Below are 18782 nucleotides of genomic sequence, written 5' to 3'. Positions count from 1 at the left end.
CGCGGCCGAAGGATGAGCCGCATGAACCTGAAGATGATGACGGTGGCGGGGCAGGTGGTCGGTGCGGCGGGCATCGGCCTGCTGTGGGCCGGCGGGGTCGAGTTTCCGGTGGCGGTGCCGCCGGGGATCGTCATTCTGCTGGTGGGGGCGGCCTTCGTGACGTGGGCGCCGTGGCGCTGGGCGCCGGCCGTGGGGGTGCTGCTGTGCGCGTTCATCACGGTGGGTTTCCTGATCAGCGGTACGGGATTCGACAACATCAGCGGCGACTCCGGCGCGACCGTGGCGATCGGGCAGGCGGTCCAGCTCATCGGGGTGTGGGTGGCGGCCGTGGCGGGGGCCGTCGCGACGCGCGCGGCCTATCGGCAGCCGGCCACTACGGGTGCCTGATCAGGGTCGCGCGGGGGGATCTCACCGATCCGGGGAATCGGGGCGCGTCCATACGCTCCGAGGGTGCAGGTGATCGACGACGTGTTGGGGGCGCTCCCGCCCGCCCTGGTGTGTGTCGTGGTGGCGGCGCTGGTGGCGGGCGAGGCGGCGTTCGTCGCGGGGCTTGTGCTGCCGTCGGCCACCGCGCTCGTCGCGCTGGGGCTGCTCGCCAACGAGGGGGTGGTGGGCATCGTTCCGGCGCTGGTGAGCGCGGTGGTCGCCGGGCTGGCCGGCGGCAATTTCGCCTACTTCGCCGGGCAGCGCAAACCGCCCAAGCAACACAAAAAGGCCGAGAGGCTCTTCGAGCGGTACGGCGGCCGCGCCGTCTTCCTCGGCCAGTGGGTGGTCGGCGCGCGCACCCTCGTGCCGCGTCTCGCCGGGCGCAAGCGCATCCCGTACCGTCGCTTCGCGGCCTTCCACACCCCGGCCGTCATCCTCTGGGCGCTTTGGCTCGTGGGCGCCAGCTATCTGGCCGGCGCCTCGTACGACGTGCTGGCCGCCCGCGCCGGGCGTGCCGGTGGTGCGCTGGCCGTGCTCACCGCGCTCGTGGTCGCGCTGGTGCTCGCGGGCCGCTGGTTCGGCCGACACCCTTTTCCGGTACGCCTCCCCGTCGTCAACGTGCGCAGCCGCCTGCCCCTCAGCCTCGGCGCGCTGGCCGGGCTCGCGTTCCTGCTGGTGGCCCTGATCCCGCCGATCGTGCGGTTCAGCGGCCTGTCCGCCGCCGACGACGCGGTCGCCGAGTGGGCCCGCGGCGAATGGACCTCCGACGGCTACCTGTTCGCCCTCGATCTCGCCACCTCGGTGAGCCCGGAAGCGCTGCTCGCCGTCGCCGCGACGATCTCGGTCGGCGGATGGCTGCTCGGCCATCGGTGGCGGGGCACGCGGCCCGACTGGCCCGGCCTGTTCCACTGCCTCGCCCCCGTGCTGCCCATGGCGATCCTCGCGATCGTGCTGGTCCTGCTCGATCCGACCGACTGGACCCGAGCCGAGCCGCTCATCCTGCCGTCACCCGCCGAGTTCGGCGGACCGTTGCCCTCCGTCGACGCCGGTCCCGCCATCGCGACGTACGCCGCCGCCGAGACCGCGCGCCTGGCCGCCGTCATCGGCCTGCTCACCTGGCTGATCACGAGACCCTTTGCCCGTCGTACGCAGGTAGCACTGTGGACAACCGCAGCAGCCTGCGTCACCGTCTGTGCGGGCTCCTGGGTCTATCTCGGCTGGAGCAAACTCAGCGAGACCGTCGCCGCCGTCATCCTCGGCATAGCCTGGGCCGCGCTCAACGCCGCGATCTGGTCGACCCGGCGGCCAAGCGAGGAAAACCGTCGGACCCTTGCTCTAACGTGACGCGCGTGAAGGTGATGGACCGGGCCCGTGCCGCCGTCGACGCCCTCGAGCGTCTCGTCGGCGGCCTCGGCACGGCCGTCCTCGCGCTGGGCACGCTCGTCTGGGTGCTGGGCGTGGCCGCCGCGAGCCTGGTCGGCGTGGGTCTCCCGTTCGTGCACAGCGCCGCCCGCGCGGTGCGTGCCTCCGCCGGCCGCGAGCGGGCCCGCCTGTCCCGCTGGGGCCCCGAGATCATCGAGCCCGAGCCGCTGCTTCCCGGCCTGCGAGCGGTGCGTGACCCGGCGGTCTGGCGCGAGCTCGCCTGGGTTGCCGTCCACGGGACGTGGGGCATGGTCCTCGGCATCCTCGGGGTGACGCTGCCGCTCTACGCGGTGCAGGACACGACCTTCCCGTTGTGGTACCGCGTGGTTCCTCCCGGCGAGGGCCCCGGCATCGTCTTCTGGCAGGTGTACGGACTGAGCGGCGCCCTGCTCGTCGCCCTCTACGGTCTGTTCTGGCTGGCCGTGTGCCTCCTGGCCCATCCGGCGCTGGCCCGAGCGCAGGCCTGGCCCGGCCGCAGGCTCCTCGCGCCACCCGCCGGCACCGACCTGTCCCTGCGCGTCGCCCAGCTCACCGCCACCCGCGCGGCCGCCCTCGACGCCCACGCCGCCGAGCTGCGCCGCATCGAGCGCTCCCTGCACGACGGCGCCCAAAACCGCCTGGTCGCCGTGACCGTCCTGCTGGGCGCCGCCCGCCGCCAGCTCGCCCGCGACCCGGCCGGCGCCGGCGAGCTGCTCGAACGAGCCCAATCCGCCGCCGAGCAGGCCCTGGCCGAGCTCCGCGGCGTGGTCAAGACGATCCTGCCCCCGGTCCTCGACGGCCGCGGCCTCGACGGCGCCCTCAAGGCCCTGACCGCCGACTGCGCCGTCCCCTGCAAGCTCGAAGTCGACCTGCCCCACCGCTGCGCCGCCTCAGTGGAGGCGACGGCCTATTTCGTGGTCGCCGAGGCCCTCACCAACATCACCAAACACAGCCGCGCCACCAGCGCAAAGGTCACCGTCACCCTGGGCACCCGACATACCGGAGCCGTCAGCGAGGCCGGCCCTCACCGCGGCGGCACCAATACCCAAGGCGACGACGACCGAGGTCGCCGCGACAAGGCCAAGGCCGACGACAGCTCCGAAGCTCGCCGCAACGAGGCCGATGCCCGCGGCGGTGGCGGGGCTCGCCGCAACGAGGCCGGCGTCGGTGGTGGCGGTGGCGGAGTTCGCCGCGACGAGGCCGGTGTCGGTGGTGGTGGGTCCGGGGCTCGCCGCGGCGATTCCGCCGCCAACAGTGGCGGCGGCCCGCCCGGACGGGGCGCCGGCGCGAACGGCGTGGCCTCCGACGGCAGCGGCAGTCTGCTGATCGTTGTCGAGGACGACGGCCAGGGCGGCGCCGACGAGAGCCATGGGTCGGGCATCACGGGCATCCGGCGGCGGGTCGAGGCCTACGACGGCAGCCTGAGCCTGACGAGCCCGGCGGGAGGGCCGACGACGATGCGCGTGGAGCTGCCTTGCGGATCGTGAGCGTTCCGGGGGCGTGGTCGCGGCCGGCTGTGAGCGTTGGAGGAGTGCCGCTGCCGCGGGCCGCGAGGGAGTGGGTTGGGGTGGTTGAAGGGATGGCGCTGCCGTGCGGATCGTGATTGCTGAGGACGACCCGTTGCTGCGGGAAGGGCTGGCGCTGCTGCTGCGGGCCGAAGGGCTCGATGTGGTGGCGACGACCGATTCGCCGGAGCCGTTTCTCGAGGCCGTGGAGAAGCATCAGCCTGACGTGGCGATCGTCGACGTGCGGATGCCGCCCACGCACACCGACGAGGGCATTGTGGCGGCGGTCGAGGCTCGGCGGCGGCGGCCCGGGCTGGCGGTGTTGGTGCTTTCCGCCTATGTGGAGCAGGCGTTCGCCACCGACCTGCTGGCGGGTGGGGCGGCGAAGCTCGGCTATCTGCTCAAGGAGCGGGTCGGCCGGGTCGAGGAGTTCCTGGTGGCGCTGCACCGGGTCGCCGACGGTGGCACGGCGATCGACCCCGAGGTGGTCGGGCTGCTGCTCGCGCGGCAGCGGCCGGAAAGCTCGCTGGCCCGGCTCAGCCCGCGCGAACGGGACGTGCTGGCGCTGATGGCCGAGGGCCTGGGCAACACGGCGATCGCCGAGAAGCTCGTCGTCACGGAAGGGGCGGTGCACAAACACATCCGCAGCATCTTCGCCAAGCTCGACCTGCCGCCCGACGACCGCGCCGACCGCCGGGTCACCGCCGTCCTCCGCTACCTGGAGGCGGCCCGCTGAAGGGCGCTGGTGGTACAGCCTGCTGTACCCCGGATTGGCCAGCCAGCCGGATCGATCTCTGTGAGCTGCGGAAATAGCGTTTTCGGCATGGAGAACGTCATCAGGATCGAGCAGCTGACTCGGACATATGCCACCGACGGGCAGAAGGTCACGGCGCTTGCGGGAGTGGACGCGGCGTTCGGGCGGGGGACCTTCACGGCGGTCATGGGGCCCTCGGGGTCGGGCAAGAGCACTCTCCTGCAGACCGCCGCGGGGCTGGATCGGCCCACCTCGGGGCGGGTGTGGATCGGGGACACCGAGCTGTCGAAGCTCTCCGAGACCAAGCTGACCGAGATGCGGCGCGACCGGATCGGGTTCGTCTTTCAGGCGTTCAACCTCATCGGGGCGCTGACCGTCGAGGAGAACATCCTGCTGCCGGGGCGGCTCTCCGGCCTGCTGCCCGATCCGCGCTGGGTGTCCGAAGTGGTGGCCCGGGTCGGGCTGAGCGATCGGCTCCGGCACCGGCCGGCGCAGCTGTCCGGCGGGCAGCAGCAGCGGGTGGCCATCGCGCGCGCTCTCGCCGTACGGCCGGATGTCGTCTTTGCCGACGAACCGACGGGGGCGCTGGACACGGCGTCGGCCGCCGAGGTGTTGGCCCTGCTGCGGTCGGCGGTGACCGATTATGGCCAGACCGTGGTGATGGTGACGCACGATCCCGTCGCCGCCTCGTACGCCGATCGGGTGCTGGTGCTGGCCGACGGGCGGATCGTGCGCGACCTGCCACAGCCGGGCGCCGACCGGATCGCCGAGATCCTGGCCTCGCTGGGCCGCCGCCCCCTCGGTGTGGCGGGCTGACTCATGCTGAAGCTTTCGCTGCGCCTGCTGCGCCACCGCCCGGGCACCTCGGCCGCCACGCTCGTCGCGCTCGCGGCCGGCGTCATGATCCTCATGACCTTGTCCGTTTTCATCGTCTCGGCCGCCGTCTACAAGCCCGATCCGGGCCGCTACGCCGCCGCCGATGTCGTGGTCGCCCACCGGCAGATCAAGATCGTCACCAAGGAGTTCGACGGCGAGAACTCGACCACCACCGTGCCGCTGCCCGAGGGCACCGTGCCCACCGCGCTCGGCGAGCAGCTTCGCGCCCTGCCCGGCGTCACCGGCGTGCAGGTCTTCCCCGGTCCCTCGCCGGACCGGGTCGCCGCCTTCGGCGTACAGACTCGATCGATCCACGCCGTCGAGCGGCTGGCGAAGGAGAACGGCGTCGAGGCGTACGCGGGAGACGACCGTGGCTTCGCCGACCGGTCCGAGGCGGGTGACGCCCGGTCGCTCCTGCTCGAAGCCGGCTCCGCGTTCGGCGGCTACGTGGTGCTACTGATCATCTTCGTGGTCACCGGCACGATCGGGCTCGCCGTCCGGCACCGCCGCCGCGACCTGGCCCTGCTGCGGGCGATCGCCGCGACCCCGCGCCAGGTGCGCCGGCTCGTCATGGCGGAGTCGGCGGTCCTCGCCCTGGCCGCCGCCGTGGCCGGCGTCCCGGCCGCCCTGGTCGCCACGAACTGGGTGCACGACCAGCTGGTCGGCCGCGGTTTCGTTCCGGACGGCTTCCCGATCACGGGGCAGCCGCTCGCCGCTGCCGCCGCCACCCTGCTCGTCCTGCTCGTCGCCGTGATCGCCGCCCGCATCGCCGCGCGCCGGGTCAGCGGCATCCGTCCCGCCGAGGCGCTCGGCGACATCGCGGTGGAACCGCCGCGCGGCGGCAAGGTGCGCCTCGTGGCCGGGCTGCTGATGCTCGGCTCGGGCGTGGCCGCCACGGTGTTCGCCGTCGGTGCGAGCGGGCTGGCGGCGCAGGCCTCCGCGGTCGGCATGCTCTACGTCTTCGTGATCGCGGTGGCGCTGCTCGCCCCGTGGATCAACGCGCTGGCGGCCCGGGTTCTCGCGCCTGTGCTGCGTACGGCCTGGGGTGTCTCAGGGGATCTTGCCGTGGCGAACCTCAGGGCCAACGCGCGTGGCATGTCCGCGGTGCTGACCGCGCTGGTGCTGGCCGTCGGGTTCGGGGGCTCCGTGTGGTTCCTCCAGGACAATCTGCAACGGCAGACCGTCACGCAGAGTCGCGACGGCCTGACCGCCGACTACGCACTGCTCGGCTCCCTGCCGGCCGACGCGGCGGCCGGGATCCGGCGGATGCCGGGCGTCGAGGCGGCGACCGGCGTGCGCACCACGTCCGTGGTCGTGCCGATCTTCGATGGCGCCGAGCCGGCCACGGCCAAGGCGGTCGACGCGAACGACCTGACGTCCACCATGGACCCCGGAGTCCGCGAAGGAAACCTCGCCGAGCTGCGCGGGAACAGCGTCGCGCTCTCCCGCATCAGGGCGGACTCCTCCGGCTGGAAGCTCGGCGACGACGCCAAGATGTGGCTGCCCGACGGCCGCCAGGTCACGCTGCGGGTGGTGGCGATCTACGACCGTGGCCTGGGCATCGCCGACGCGCTGCTCCCCCGCCCGCTCGTCGCCGGCCCCGACGACCAGGTGCTCGTCCGCGGCGAGGCCGTGCGGCTTCCCGGCGCCACGCTGGTGCCGGCGTCGGAGCTGACCGGGCAGCTGAGCCGCGACCTGGCCATCGGCGCGTGGCTGAACAAGCTGCTCATCGGCGTGATGGTCGGCTACGCCGCGCTCGCCGCCGGCAACACGATGGTCATGGCCGCGCTCGCCCGCAAGCGGGAACTGGCCGTGCTCCAGCTGACCGGGGTGACCCGCCGGCAGGTGCGGCGCATGGTCAACGCGGAACAGGTGGGCCTGCTCGGGGCCGCGCTCACCATCGGCGGTGTGATCGCCGCGATCACGCTGACCGCCGTGGTGCACGCGGTGACCGGTCACGCCGTTCCCTACGTACCGCCGATGGGGTGGCTTGCCGTGCTCGGCGGGACGACGGCGCTGGCCGTGATCACGACGATCGTGCCCGTGCGGCGGCTACTGCGTGTACCCGCCGTACACAATGCCGGCATCAAAGAGTGACGCCGTTGTGAGTTGTCTTTCTCCAGCTTGAGAATCGGGTATATCCCATTAGGTTAGGCTCACCTTTCCCTCTCACTGGAGTCTCGATGCGTCTCACGCTTGGCCGGTTGCTGCCGGTCGCCATCCTGAGCGCCGCGGTCGCCCTCGCGGGCTGCTCGACCACCGGCACGGACGACTCGTCCGAGCCCGCCGCGTCGTCCACGGCCGCCGCGCAGTTCCCGGTCACGATTCCGACGGCGTTCGGCGACGTGACGATCTCCAAGCAGCCCTCCCGCGTGGTGGCCCTGGGATGGAGCGATGCCGACGTCGCGCTGTCCCTCGGCGTTCAGCCGGTCGGGGCGTCCGACTGGATGGCGCTCGGCGGCGACGGGCAGGGCCCGTGGAACACCGGCAAGTACACGACCGCGCCGAAGCTGCTCGGCACCCTCGAGATCGACATGGAGCAGGTCGCGGCGCTCAAGCCCGACCTGATCCTCGACACCCGTTCGAGCGGCGAGAAGACCCGCTACGACCAGCTCGCCAAGCTGGGCGTGCCGGTGGTCGACGTGCCCAAGGGCGGCGAGCAGTACCTGACCACCTGGGAGCAGCAGCTCGACATGATCGGCAAGGCGCTCGGCAAGCAGACCGAGGCCGCCAAGCTCAAGAGCGACCTGGACGCCAAGTTCACCTCGACCGCCCAGGCCAACCCGAAGTTCAACGGCGCCACCGCCTCCGCGGTCGCCCGCACCGGCGACGGCTGGGGCGCGTACGTCTCGGGCGACGGCCGCGTGGACTTCCTCCAGAAGCTCGGATTCAAGAACGCCCCGGCGATCGAGAAGCTGAAGACCAACAACTTCTACATCCCGCTCTCCAACGAGCAGCTCGACCTGGCGGACGCCGACGTCACCGTCGTCTTCCTCATCCAGGCCACGCTCGACCAGGTGAAGAGCGACAAGATCTTCCAGGCCGTGCCGTCGGTCAAGGCCGGCCACGTCGCTTACATGGACAACAAGGACATCTCAACGGCGTTCTCGAGCAACTCGGTCGGCGGCCTGTCGTACGCGATCGACAAGGTCACCCCGCTGCTGGCCGGCGCTCTCGGCTGACCCACGTGACGGAGACCCGCCACCGCAGGGCCACCGTGCTCACCACCGGACTGGTGGTGATCGCGGTGGCCCTCGCCGGCGCGGCCCTGCTCAGCCTGGCGGTCGGCGCCCGCGACATCCCGTTCGGCACGGTCATGCACGCGCTGGCCAACCCTGACTCAGGGGCACGCGACGACCTGATCATCACCCAGTCACGCATTCCCCGTACGTTCGTCGGCCTGCTCGCCGGCGCCGCGTTCGGCCTGGCCGGCACCCTGATCCAGGGCGTCACCCGCAATCCCCTGGCCGACCCCGGCATCCTCGGCGTGAACGCCGGCGCCGGCCTGTTCGTCGTGATCGCGATCAGCCTGTTCGGCGTCACGACCCTGACCGGGTACGTGTGGTTCGGCTTCGCCGGCGCCGCCATCACCTCGGTGCTCGTCTACACGATCGGCTCGATCGGCCGCGGCGGCGCCACCCCGATCAAGCTGGCCCTCGCGGGCGCGGCGGTCACCGCGGCGCTCACGTCGTTCACGACGGCCGTGCTGCTCACCGACGTCGACACGTTCGACCAGTTCCGGTTCTGGCAGGTCGGCTCGCTGGCGAACCGCGGCAGCGACGTGGTCGTGCAGTCGCTGCCGTTCCTTCTCGCCGGGGCGCTCCTGGCCTTCGCGTCGGCGCGGGCCCTGAACGCGCTGGCGCTCGGCGATGACGTCGCCACCTCGTTCGGCCAGAACGTCCTGGTGGCCCGCCTGATCGCCGGCCTCGCGATCGTCCTGCTCTGCGGCACGGCCACCTCGATGGCCGGCCCCATCGTCTTCATCGGCCTGATGATCCCGCACGTCGCGCGCGCGATCACCGGGCCGGATCACCGCTGGATGCTGCCGTACTCGATGCTGCTCGCGCCGCTGCTGCTGCTCCTGGCCGACGTGCTCGGCCGGGTCGTGGCCCGCCCCGGCGAGGTGCAGGTCGGCATCGTCACGGCGATCATCGGCGCGCCGGTCTTCGTCATCCTCGCCCGTCGGCGGAGGCTGGCCGAGCTATGAGTGTTGTTGCCGCCACGCGCCGCCGGGAATCGTCGAGGGCTCGCCGCGTCTCCTTGATCCTGCTCACCGCCGTGCTCGCGATGTTCGCGCTGACCCTGTCGTACGGCGACTTCCAGATCTCGCTGCCCGACGTGGTCCGCTCGCTGCTCGGCCTGCCCACCCCCGCCGGCGTCGACTACATCATGCACTCGCTGCGCCTGCCCCGAGCGTCGGTCTCCGCGCTGGCCGGCCTCGCGTTCGGCCTGTCCGGCGCCATCTTCCAGCAGCTGCTGCGCAACCCCCTGGCCAGCCCCGACGTCATCGGCGTCGCCCAGGGCGCCACCACGGCCGCGGTCCTGGCGGTCCTGGTGGGCGGCTATTCAGGCTCGTTCGTCTCGGTCATCGGCCTGATCGGCGCGCTGATCACGGCAATCGTGATCTACGCGCTCTCCTGGCAGAAAGGCGTCGGCGGCTACCGCCTCATCCTGGTCGGCATCGGCGTCGGCACGGCCCTGACCAGCATCACGTCGTTCATCCTCACCCGGTCGGACGTGAAGGTCGCCGCCGAGGCCCTGATCTGGCTGACGGGCAGCGTGAACGGCCGTACGTGGGCGCAGATCGTCCCCCTGTTCATCGCGCTCGTGATCCTCCTGCCGGCCGCGCTGATGCTGGGCCGCACCCTCTCCGGCCTGCAACTGGGCGACGATCTGGCAAAGGCCTTCGGCGTACGGGTGGAGACGTCCCGCATGCTGCTCCTGCTCACCGCCGTGATCCTCGCCGGCATGGCCACCGCGGCCGCCGGCCCGATCGCGTTCGTCGCGTTCATGTCCGGCCCCATCGCCGTACGCCTGGTCGGCGGCGGCCGCCCGGTGCTGCTGCAGGCCGGCCTCGTCGGCGCGCTGCTGGTCCTGGTGGCCGACTTCATCGGCTCCCACCTGCTCGGCGCGCGCCAGTACCCGGTAGGCGTCATCACGGGCGTGATCGGCGCCCCGTACCTCTTGTGGCTCCTGGCCACCGCAAACCGCACCGGCCGAGGAGGCTGACACATGCAGGGCCCATCCACGCTCGCCGCTTCCGCTCTGTCCCTCGGCTACGACGACCGCGCTGTGGTGCGCGACCTCACGCTGCCCATCCCCACCGGCAAGGTCACCATCATCATCGGGCCCAACGCCTGCGGGAAGTCGACGTTCCTGCGCGGCTTGGCCCGGCTGCTGCCGCCCACGTCGGGTTCGGTGCTGCTGGACGGCAAGTCGATCCATTCGCTGGCCAGCCGGGAGGTGGCGCTGCGGTTGGGGATCTTGCCGCAGGGGCCGATCGCGCCGGACGGCATCACGGTGACGGACCTGGTGAGCCGTGGACGGCACGTGCATCAAGGGTGGTTCCGGCGATGGAGCAGCCAGGACGATGAGGCGGTCACGGCGGCGCTGACGGCTACGGGGACCCTTTCTCTCGCGGCGCGCTCTGTCGACGAGCTCTCCGGGGGCCAGCGTCAGCGGGTGTGGATCGCCATGGCGCTGGCGCAGCGGACCGGGGTGCTGCTGCTGGACGAGCCGACGACGTACCTGGACGTGAGTCATCAGGTCGAGGTGCTGGACGTGCTGACCGACCTGAACGAGGCCGAGGGCACGACCGTGGTGATCGTGTTGCACGAGCTCAACCTGGCCTGCCGTTATGCGGACCACCTGGTGGTCATGAAGGACGGGGCGGTGGTCACGGCGGGTGCACCCACGGAGGTCCTGACCGAGGAGGTGGTCACCGATGTGTTCGGGATCCGCTGCCGCGTGGTCCCGGACCCCGTCTCGGAGACGCCGATGATCGTCCCGATCGGCCGTCACCGAACGACATGATCGTCAGTAGTAGTACGCATGGGCGGTCGCCGGCGCCGCACCCGCCCGGCGGTAGGCCCGCATGAGCGCCACGACCACCTGATTGAACAACCGCACGTCCACGCCCTCCGCCGAGCCCGTGGGCTCGCCTTCGGCGGGATCGAAGACCAGGTCGCCGAGCGGGCGCCCACTCGGGTCGGCCGGCCGGACCTTCTGGCTCGACACCTCGAGAGTCACGAAACCGGTCCGCTGGTCGGCCTCCCAGCGGTAGAGCACCAGCTCTCCGCCGGGGTCGCCCTGCGCCCAGATGCCGATCGAAGCAGTCATCGCCGTCACCACTTCCGCTGGTAGCCGACCCCGTCACGCGCTGCCGCCTCAGGATCCCACGTGTAGCCGGCGTCGTTCGTGGCGGTGTGCGCACGCCCGTAGCTGGGGTCTCCGGTGCTGGCCATGTATTGCGCCTCGTGGCGCTCGTGCCGGAGCAGGTCGATGTCGGCGGGGTGTGGGTTGCCGTCGGCGAGCCGCTGCCAGGCCTCGGCCATGCGCGGGTTGGCGTCGAAACGGGCCACGGTGCTGTCGCCGTACAGATCGAGGACATGCTCCTCGCGGAACACGTGGTTCTTGATCATCGCGATGTCCTCGGGAGTGAAACCGTGCTCGCGCGCGGTCGCGGCGATGGCCGGCAGCTCGTCGTCGCTGGCGCGGAACGTGTCGTACGCCTGGTTTGCCCAATCCTCCTCGAAGTCGATGTCGCCGCGAGGACGCCGCAGTTCACCACCGGTCTGGCGCACCGGAGGCGTCGCGCCGGGCGTGGGCGACGTCGGGTCGGAGCGGCTCAGCTTGCGCAGGATGTCCTTGATGCCGTCCAGGGCACCCGTCAGCTCGTTCAGCTTGCCGCTCAGCCGCCGCAGGCTGGTGAGCAGTGCGCGGATGAAACCCTGGATCTTGTTGACCCACTTGGCAACCAGGCTGGTCACCTGGCTGACGACGACCGGAGTGGCGAGGCCCAGCGTCAGCCCCGCCTCGGCCAGCCACTGCGGCAGCCGCGCCGCGAGCGTGGCGACGAACTGGGCGATGAGGTCGCGCACGATCTCGCGCACCATGCCGACAAGAAGGCCCGCACCCTCGACCGCGTACGAGATTCCTTCCGAGACCTTGGCGATGCCGCCGAGCGCGTCGGCCTGCCGCGTCGCATGGTTGCGGTAGGCATCGCCGGAGGCGCCGGCCCAGCCGGAGGTCTGCGACCGGGCAGCATCGACGAACCGCTCCTGGATGCCGGCCGTCGCCGTGGCGACATTGCGCCAGGTGGCGGCGTGGGCGGCGATCTCGTCGGGCTTGCCGGCCAGCCAGTCCAAGGCTTCCTTCAGAGGCTGGACGTGCTCCATCAGCCAGCCGACACCCCAGGCGACCAGGGAACCGAGCGGATCGATGACAGTGCCGAGCACGTCCAACGTGCCGCCGACGCCGCCCAGTGTGGCGTCGACCCAGCTCTGATCCTGGATGCCCTTGCTGATCTCGGCTGCGTCCTCGGCCAGGCCGAGACCCGTGTACCAAGTGGTCGAGCTGGTCGCTTCGGCAACCAGCGGGTTGGCGGTCATAACGGCAGTTCGATGCCCGGCCCAGCGGCTGCGTTCACCCGCTCAGCGTTGCCGGCATCGGTGGCCGTGACGTCCGAGGCGGTGGCGCGCAGCTTCAGCGCCGTCTCTCCGAGCGCTTCCACCGCATCGTTCATGACATCCGAGGTGAGGCCGAACAATGGGCTGAGCAGGGTGGGCAAGAACTGGCAGAGCTGCCCGTACGCCTGACTGTCCATGACGACCACGCCGGCGGCGGACTTCGCTTGCGCCATGCCGTCGGAAGCTTGGCTCACCGCGTCGGCATGCCGCAGCACCGCCGAGGCGTCGAACTCCACACCGGCGCTCATCGGCCCTCCTCAGACTCGACAGCGGGGAACCGGCTGTCGAAAGAGTGGATCACCGCACGCCCGGTCTCGGTATCGGCGCCGACCGTGGCCCGCACCTCCTCGGCGACCCTCGTGGAGAGGACCGCCTGCGCACGCCGCATGACCGAGACGATCTCCGCGGCCAGCCGAGGCCCCGACAGCTCATGAACCCGGTCGTCCAGATCGAGCTGCTCCACCTGGCCGGTCGACCCGACCGTCACCCGGATCGCACCGTCACGACCCTCCGCCGTGCCGGTCAGCGCCGCCACCCGACGCGACAGCTCGACGCTTCGCGCGGCTTGCGCGTTCGCCTGTCCCACCCAGGCGTCAAGCCACTCTTCAGCGGCGTCAATGCCATCCACGGTCATCACCCCCGTCGACATCTCCTCGCCAGGCTAGCGAGGCGGTGCCAACAGGCCCTGAACTGTGGAAACGCGATTCACGCCAGACGATCGCCCACCGAGCGGTGACTCTCATCGATACCATTGGCGGCTCCCGGCGATGGGCGGACGGAAGCATGGCGCGATCCCATTCCTCGAAGCCCTCAACTCAGGGCGGCGGTGGCGGCGGCGGAGACCCTCCGCAGCGACGAACGGCCGCGGGCGGCGCGGACGACGCGGGCAATGTCGCCGCGGCACAGGAACGGGTCGCCATGATGGCCACAGTCGGCCGACCCGGTGCCCCGAGCAGCCTCACCGCTCCGATAAAGGGGCCTGCGGCAAAAATGCCTTTGCGGGAACCCAACAACCGGCACATTCTCAACAGCATCAGGCCGAAGAGCCCGGCCAAAGGCAAGAACACGATTGTCCTCCCCGGGACGGACGTGGCGGGTGACCTCGCGCAGATCTCCGCGGGCCACGCCACGTGGAATCCCACGTCGAACCGCTACAAGGTCAACGGCCGCACATACGCCGTGGAAGACACGGGCACTGTCATCCCGGTGTCGGGACCTGGTTTCGTGGACCTGTCGCGGCCCGCATATAAGGTTCTCAAGCAGCTGATCGGCTCGAACGGCGACATCGACGCGGCACGACGGGCGTTGGCGCGCGACCCGGCCATCGGTGACGCGGAGTGGCGGTCGGCCCTCGATGTCTTCCAGCACCACAAGAGCTACAGGGGCGAGGCATGACGTACGGGATCTACTTCGACAGGAGAACGTCGGCCGAAGCTTTGCGGCAGGCGTTGCACTCCGTGTACGGCGTGCCCCTGGAACTCATCTACACAGGACCGTACGAGGACCTCAACGACTATCCCGGGCCCGATCCGATTGCGCTGATCACCCCCGTCGACGGGCAATTCGGCCACGAGCTCAGCGCGGGCGACAAACTCGAGGAGCTGACGAAAGCAAGCGAACTCGAACTCGCGCAAGCGATCTGCCGGATCACCGGCGGCCGGGCGCTGGTGGATGACGGCAGTGTCGCCCCCGACTATTGGTTCCTGGTCGCCGCGGACGGCAGCTACGGCCGCGTGCTGACCGAGCCCGACAACGACGAGCTCACCATCGTCCATGCCCTGGAGCCCATCGCCGGCGAGCCGGAGCTGCCTGTCGTCCCGCCACCCGACTGGGCCCAAGTCTGGCGTCAGAAGTAGTAGACGTGGGCGGTCGCGGGCGCCTTGCCCTCACCTCGGCGGTAGGCGCGCCTGATCGCCGCGACGACCTGGGCGAACAACGGACCACCATCCTCGACCGGCCGGCCATTCTCGTCGGCCGGCCGGAACGTCTCGCTCAGCACCTCGAACGTCACGAAGCCGGTCTGCCGGTCGGCCTCCCACCGGTAGAGCACGAGGTCGCCGTGCGGATCACCTTGCGCCCAGATACCGATTGAAGCCGGCACTGCCGCTCACCTACTCACGGAGGGATACGACGATTATCGTCCCGTTCTTCCATCGAGAGGTGACTGATGGCCCTCGAATACGACTGGTCTGGCGATGCCCCTGTCGACGACGCGACCATGCGCGCCTTCATCGCCGCCGCGATCGGTGGTGACCAGCGCCCCGACGGCACCATCTTCTTGAACGGCATGTACGTCACCGTGCGTGCCGTCACGGGCGATGACGTCAATCCGGCCATCGCGGTCTTCGGCTGGGAGCAGCGGTTCTCCGCCACCTTCCGATTCTCGAATCGGGCGGCCGAAGAAACCGCCGAGCACAACACGGCACTGATGGTGCATGTGCTCATCGCGTTCGCGCAGCGACATGGTGGCAACGGTGTGCTGCTGCACAACGGCGAGAGAGCCGTTCTGCGATACGGAGAAGGCAGTGTCGTCTTCTCCTCGGACTGGGACGACTGGGTGGAGAACGCCGAGGTCGCGCCCCTGCTGTCACAGTTCCGGAGCGAGAACCTCGCCCAGCCATTGCTGTGAGGGGGCACGGCCATCGTGGCCGTGCCCCCTCACAGTCCCCCAGATCAGCAGTAGAGGTTGCCGCCCGGCGTCACGCCGAGGATGGCGGTGAAGCGGTTGTACGCGTCGACGCGGCTCTGGACCTGCGCCGGGTTGCCGCCGTTGCATTCGAGCGAGCCGTTGATGCTGCGGATCGTCTCGCCGAAGCCGCGGCCGTTCACGATGGCGTCGTGCGGAGTCATGGTGCCGGGGCCGCGCTGGGTCATCCAGTACCAAACGGCGGTCTGGTAGGCGACCGACGCCTCGTTCTTGACGCGGTCCGGGTTGTTCAGCAGGTCGATGCCGAGGGCGTCACCGGCCGCCTTGTAGTTGAAGTTCCAGCTCAGCTGGATGGGACCGCGACCGTGGTACGCACTCTGGCCGGCCGGGCACCCGTACGGCTGATTGCGGTCGCAATAGAGCGGCCAGTTCGCCTGGTTGATCTCCTCGACGTACACCAAGCCGCCGGACTCGTGGTTGACGTTCGCCAGGAAGGCAGCGGCCTCCTGCTTCTTGACGGTGTCGCTGCCGGTCGTGGTGAAAGCCGGGTACTTCTTGATGGCGTCGATCAGGCCCGCGTACGAGTAGAACGGGATCCTGTTCGGGAACATCTGATTGAACTGCGCCTCGCTGACCGGGAACGCCCCACTGCCGGTGGGCGGTGGTGTGGTGGTGCCGCCTCCGCCGGTGCAGGTGAACGGCGACCAGTACCAGGTGCTGATGACCGGGTCGTAGCCCGGGTTCTCGTGCGAAGCCTTGTAGTACTGCCCGTTCGTGTACTTCACGATCGAGCCGGCCGCGTAGAACTGCCCGGCAACCCAGTTGGGGTAATTGCAGCTCGTAGTCGGTGGCGGCGTTGTCGTACCCCCGCCGCCGCAGGCGCCGTTGTCGGCCCACACGCCGGAGCCGCCGGTGCTGGGCGCCTCGCCTTGAGTCCACCACTTGGCGGTCCAGTTGTGCCCGTTGTACGAGGCCCGCTGGTTGCCGGTGTAGACCTTCGCATTGTCGTACGCGGCGACACAGGCCTCAGCCGCGTTGGACGCCGCCATGGGGATGACCGCCGCCGCGGTGCCGGCCAGCGCAACGCCGATCGCGGCCATGATGGACAGAAGCCGTCTTCTGGGCATGACAAACCTTCCGTACGCCGGGGAACGTACTGGCACGAGGGGGATGGATGCCCATCAACTCAACTAGAGGCGCCCGGCCGAAGTCAAGCCATCTGTAAACAAACCTCAGAGTTATGCCCGAAAGCCTCCTCGGGCGGACCGATGATCAGAACGTCGCCAGGCATGGCCGAAACCCGAACATGCCATCCACGACTAGGATGGAGAGTGTCCATTGCAGAGAGTGAGGGGCGACAGTGAGCGTTGTCCAGGTCAGGTTCGTGCAGAAGGCCATAGACGAGCGCTTCAGTGACGTCATCGACCTCTCGGACAAGCAGGGGCTCCCGGAGGCGAAGCGTCGCGAGCACTTTCTCACGCGCGGCTTGGCCGCCTTGGCACGTCAGATAGAGCAGCCGTGCACGAATCTGGTCGCCGCCGAGTCGGTGTTCGACGGCGCCGACGACAAGGGCATCGACGCCATCAGCGTGGACCGGACTCTGGGCACCCCGAGAATCCGCCTGTATCAGGCCAAATGGAGCGACAGAGCGAAGGCCGGATTCGGCGAGGCCGAAGTGCACAAGTTGATCGAAGGTCTTGAGTTGATACTCGACCTCGAGTTCTCGGCTTTCAATCGACGCTTCCAGCGCCACGTGCCCGACCTCGACGCGGCGTTCGACGATCCCAACGGGACACCGAAGATCACTCTGGTTCTCGCCCTCGTCAGGGTCGAGGCGCTGAGCGCGGGCGTGCGGTCACTGCTGGAGAAGAAGATCGCTCAGTTCAACCAGGTGGAGGAGATGGTCGATTACGAGATCCTCGACCTCAAGGACTTCCACCGGGCGATACTCGGGGATACTGCAGCGCCGAAAATCAATATCCCACTACGCCTCGAAGGGTTCGGGCAAGAGGTACACCCATATAAGGCCCTGTACGGAACCGTAACGGTGCCCGACATCGCAAGTCTCTACTCTAAGTATCGACGCGGACTCTTCGCGAGGAACATCCGAGGATCGCTCGATGCGACGGATGTCAATGTGAAGATTCGGAACACTCTGCTCACTGAGGCTCAGCACTTCTGGTATTTCAGCAACGGGATCACGATGCTCTGCCAGTCGATTAAGCCTGCCGGCAAGGCGGTGCTCGGCGGAGTCGGCGACTTCCAGCTTTCTGGAGTCAGCGTGGTGAACGGCGCGCAGACAGTCAGCGCCATCCACAAGGCCTATGAAGCCGATCCGTCCGCCGCGGAACGTGGCCGTGTGCTCGTGCGCCTCATTTCACTCGAAGACTGCCCGCCTGGCTTCGGCGACAAGGTCACCACCAATACCAACACGCAGAACCCAGTCGAAGAGAGGGACTTCAAGTCTCTGGACAAAGCGCAAATCTTCCTGCGGGACTGCTTTGCTACCGCCCTCAGCCTGAGCTACGTGGTCAAGCGAGGCGAACCAATCCCAGACCCGGAACACGGAACCTCCATCACAGAGGTGGCGGAGGCACTTGCAGCAACGCACGCCGACGCTGTGTACGCGGCCACCGCAAAACGGGAGCTCGCGGACATCTGGCGGGATGACGTTTACAAAGAACTCTTCGACGAAGAACCCGATGTCGTTGTTGTCTGGCGCAAGGTACAGCTGCTGCGAGCGGTCAGAAGCAAGTTGGCTGAGATGCGTGAGGGCTTGGTTGGCCGAGCAGCCGCGATGGCCAGCTACGGCGACCTCCTGGTGACGCATGTGGTCTACAGCCAGCTCGATACAGACTCGGTCGGCGACCCGGATGCGGATTGGAGCGGCCAGACATCAAAGGTGCCGCACATTGCGGAGCTTTCCTTCGACTGGTCGCTGTACGCGATCGACGCGGAATATGGTGCGTCGAGTCACATCATCGCCGCGGTTCGCAACTCCGAGCGCATCCAACGAGTGGTCAAAGCTGCCATCCGAGGCATCCAGTCAGGCACGAAGCCGGCGAAACTGAGGACCGACTATCGAGTTACCGGCGTTGACGACAGAGGGGGACGACAGGTTGACGCGGTCAAGACCCTCGTGGCCCTCAACCGGATCCCGGACGGCACGGTGCTCGAGTTCCGTCCCGCAACCCGGGCCGAGCGTCGCGACATGGCCACATGGCTGTCGGAGGACGAGAAGCGCAGCACAGCCACATGGTCGAACGATGCCCGGAGTCCGCTCATCTGGCACTTTGACGGACAGCGCTATTCGCCGAGCGGACTCGTCCGAAAGATGCGCAAGCTGGCATCCGGGAAGGAGATCGCCGTCGCGGGAACGCTCCATTGGCACATTCCAAGTGAGGGCTCGCTGAGAGACCTCGCCGACAACGCCCGCGTCGAGAGGGGGCTCGCCGTCGGCGACGAGGATTAGTACTGCAACGGCG

At 69.3% G+C, this 18782-nt stretch carries 20 protein-coding genes; 14 read left to right on the top strand and 6 right to left on the bottom strand.

Annotated features, from left to right (window positions below):
* Positions 1-21: 21 nt before the first annotated feature.
* The 10 genes from Ade02nite_RS12645 (at position 22) to Ade02nite_RS12595 (ending at position 10995) form a co-directional block, all read left to right on the top strand.
* The gene (locus tag Ade02nite_RS12645; RefSeq protein ID WP_203761802.1) at positions 22-387 is read left to right on the top strand and encodes a hypothetical protein; all 366 of its coding nucleotides are present in this window, start codon (positions 22-24) and stop codon (positions 385-387) included.
* 63 nt (positions 388-450) lie between these two features.
* Positions 451-1770 (top strand): DedA family protein, encoded by a 1320-nt coding sequence (locus Ade02nite_RS12640; RefSeq protein WP_203761801.1) that lies wholly within the window; start codon positions 451-453, stop codon positions 1768-1770.
* Positions 1771-1784: 14 nt separating this feature from the next.
* Complete coding sequence (locus Ade02nite_RS12635) at positions 1785-3314, top strand: sensor histidine kinase (protein WP_239168721.1); 1530 nt, start codon at positions 1785-1787, stop codon at positions 3312-3314.
* Between the two features lie 103 nt (positions 3315-3417).
* Complete coding sequence (locus tag Ade02nite_RS12625; RefSeq protein ID WP_203761800.1) at positions 3418-4068, top strand: response regulator; 651 nt, start codon at positions 3418-3420, stop codon at positions 4066-4068.
* 87 nt (positions 4069-4155) lie between these two features.
* Complete coding sequence (locus Ade02nite_RS12620) at positions 4156-4902, top strand: ABC transporter ATP-binding protein (RefSeq protein ID WP_203761799.1); 747 nt, start codon at positions 4156-4158, stop codon at positions 4900-4902.
* A 3-nt stretch (positions 4903-4905) separates the two neighbouring features.
* Positions 4906-7059, top strand: coding sequence for an ABC transporter permease (locus tag Ade02nite_RS12615; protein WP_203761798.1), 2154 nt, complete (start codon positions 4906-4908; stop codon positions 7057-7059).
* An 86-nt stretch (positions 7060-7145) separates the two neighbouring features.
* Positions 7146-8144, top strand: coding sequence for an iron-siderophore ABC transporter substrate-binding protein (locus Ade02nite_RS12610; protein ID WP_203761797.1), 999 nt, complete (start codon positions 7146-7148; stop codon positions 8142-8144).
* A gap of 5 nt (positions 8145-8149) precedes the next feature.
* Positions 8150-9169 (top strand): FecCD family ABC transporter permease, encoded by a 1020-nt coding sequence (locus Ade02nite_RS12605; protein WP_239168716.1) that lies wholly within the window; start codon positions 8150-8152, stop codon positions 9167-9169.
* Positions 9166-10191, top strand: a complete 1026-nt coding sequence (locus Ade02nite_RS12600; protein WP_203761796.1) for a FecCD family ABC transporter permease — start codon at positions 9166-9168, stop codon at positions 10189-10191. The genes Ade02nite_RS12605 and Ade02nite_RS12600 overlap by 4 nt, the downstream gene beginning before the upstream one ends.
* A gap of 3 nt (positions 10192-10194) precedes the next feature.
* Complete coding sequence (locus tag Ade02nite_RS12595) at positions 10195-10995, top strand: ABC transporter ATP-binding protein (protein WP_203761795.1); 801 nt, start codon at positions 10195-10197, stop codon at positions 10993-10995.
* 3 nt (positions 10996-10998) lie between these two features.
* Here Ade02nite_RS12595 and Ade02nite_RS12590 read toward each other — a convergent pair whose 3' ends face one another.
* From Ade02nite_RS12590 to Ade02nite_RS12575, 4 genes are read right to left on the bottom strand one after another with little or no spacing between them, the layout of a single operon-like run.
* Positions 10999-11301: a hypothetical protein gene (locus Ade02nite_RS12590; protein WP_203761794.1), complete on the bottom strand. Its 303-nt coding sequence runs from the start codon at positions 11299-11301 to the stop codon at positions 10999-11001.
* Positions 11302-11306: 5 nt separating this feature from the next.
* Positions 11307-12572 (bottom strand): WXG100 family type VII secretion target, encoded by a 1266-nt coding sequence (locus Ade02nite_RS12585; protein WP_203761793.1) that lies wholly within the window; start codon positions 12570-12572, stop codon positions 11307-11309.
* Positions 12569-12898 (bottom strand): hypothetical protein, encoded by a 330-nt coding sequence (locus Ade02nite_RS12580; protein ID WP_203761792.1) that lies wholly within the window; start codon positions 12896-12898, stop codon positions 12569-12571. The genes Ade02nite_RS12585 and Ade02nite_RS12580 overlap by 4 nt, the downstream gene beginning before the upstream one ends.
* On the bottom strand, positions 12895-13299 hold the full coding sequence (locus Ade02nite_RS12575; protein ID WP_203761791.1) for a YbaB/EbfC family nucleoid-associated protein: 405 nt from the start codon (positions 13297-13299) through the stop codon (positions 12895-12897). Before Ade02nite_RS12575 ends, Ade02nite_RS12580 begins: the two co-directional genes overlap by 4 nt.
* A gap of 83 nt (positions 13300-13382) precedes the next feature.
* Between Ade02nite_RS12575 and Ade02nite_RS12570 the strand changes: the two genes are divergently transcribed.
* Together Ade02nite_RS12570 and Ade02nite_RS12565 are read left to right on the top strand one after the other, a co-directional pair.
* Positions 13383-14045: a hypothetical protein gene (locus Ade02nite_RS12570; RefSeq protein ID WP_203761790.1), complete on the top strand. Its 663-nt coding sequence runs from the start codon at positions 13383-13385 to the stop codon at positions 14043-14045.
* Positions 14042-14506, top strand: coding sequence for a hypothetical protein (locus tag Ade02nite_RS12565; protein ID WP_203761789.1), 465 nt, complete (start codon positions 14042-14044; stop codon positions 14504-14506). The genes Ade02nite_RS12570 and Ade02nite_RS12565 overlap by 4 nt, the downstream gene beginning before the upstream one ends.
* On the opposite strand, the gene Ade02nite_RS12560 is transcribed toward Ade02nite_RS12565, so the two are convergent.
* Positions 14497-14751 (bottom strand): hypothetical protein, encoded by a 255-nt coding sequence (locus Ade02nite_RS12560; RefSeq protein WP_203761788.1) that lies wholly within the window; start codon positions 14749-14751, stop codon positions 14497-14499. The genes Ade02nite_RS12565 and Ade02nite_RS12560 overlap by 10 nt on opposite strands.
* A 66-nt stretch (positions 14752-14817) precedes the next feature.
* On the opposite strand from Ade02nite_RS12560, the gene Ade02nite_RS12555 reads away from it, so the two are divergent.
* On the top strand, positions 14818-15279 hold the full coding sequence (locus Ade02nite_RS12555) for a SitI3 family protein (protein WP_203761787.1): 462 nt from the start codon (positions 14818-14820) through the stop codon (positions 15277-15279).
* 44 nt (positions 15280-15323) lie between these two features.
* On the opposite strand, the gene Ade02nite_RS12550 is transcribed toward Ade02nite_RS12555, so the two are convergent.
* On the bottom strand, positions 15324-16424 hold the full coding sequence (locus Ade02nite_RS12550; RefSeq protein WP_203761786.1) for a glycoside hydrolase family 19 protein: 1101 nt from the start codon (positions 16422-16424) through the stop codon (positions 15324-15326).
* Positions 16425-16657: 233 nt separating this feature from the next.
* Between Ade02nite_RS12550 and Ade02nite_RS12545 the strand changes: the two genes are divergently transcribed.
* Positions 16658-18769: an AIPR family protein gene (locus Ade02nite_RS12545; protein ID WP_203761785.1), complete on the top strand. Its 2112-nt coding sequence runs from the start codon at positions 16658-16660 to the stop codon at positions 18767-18769.
* Positions 18770-18782: the final 13 nt, after the last annotated feature.

It is taken from the genome of Paractinoplanes deccanensis (assembly GCF_016862115.1).
Lineage (GTDB): Bacteria > Actinomycetota > Actinomycetes > Mycobacteriales > Micromonosporaceae > Actinoplanes > Actinoplanes deccanensis.
The sequence above is the reverse complement of the archived record's forward strand: the minus strand, read 5'-3'. Positions and strand labels throughout refer to the sequence as shown.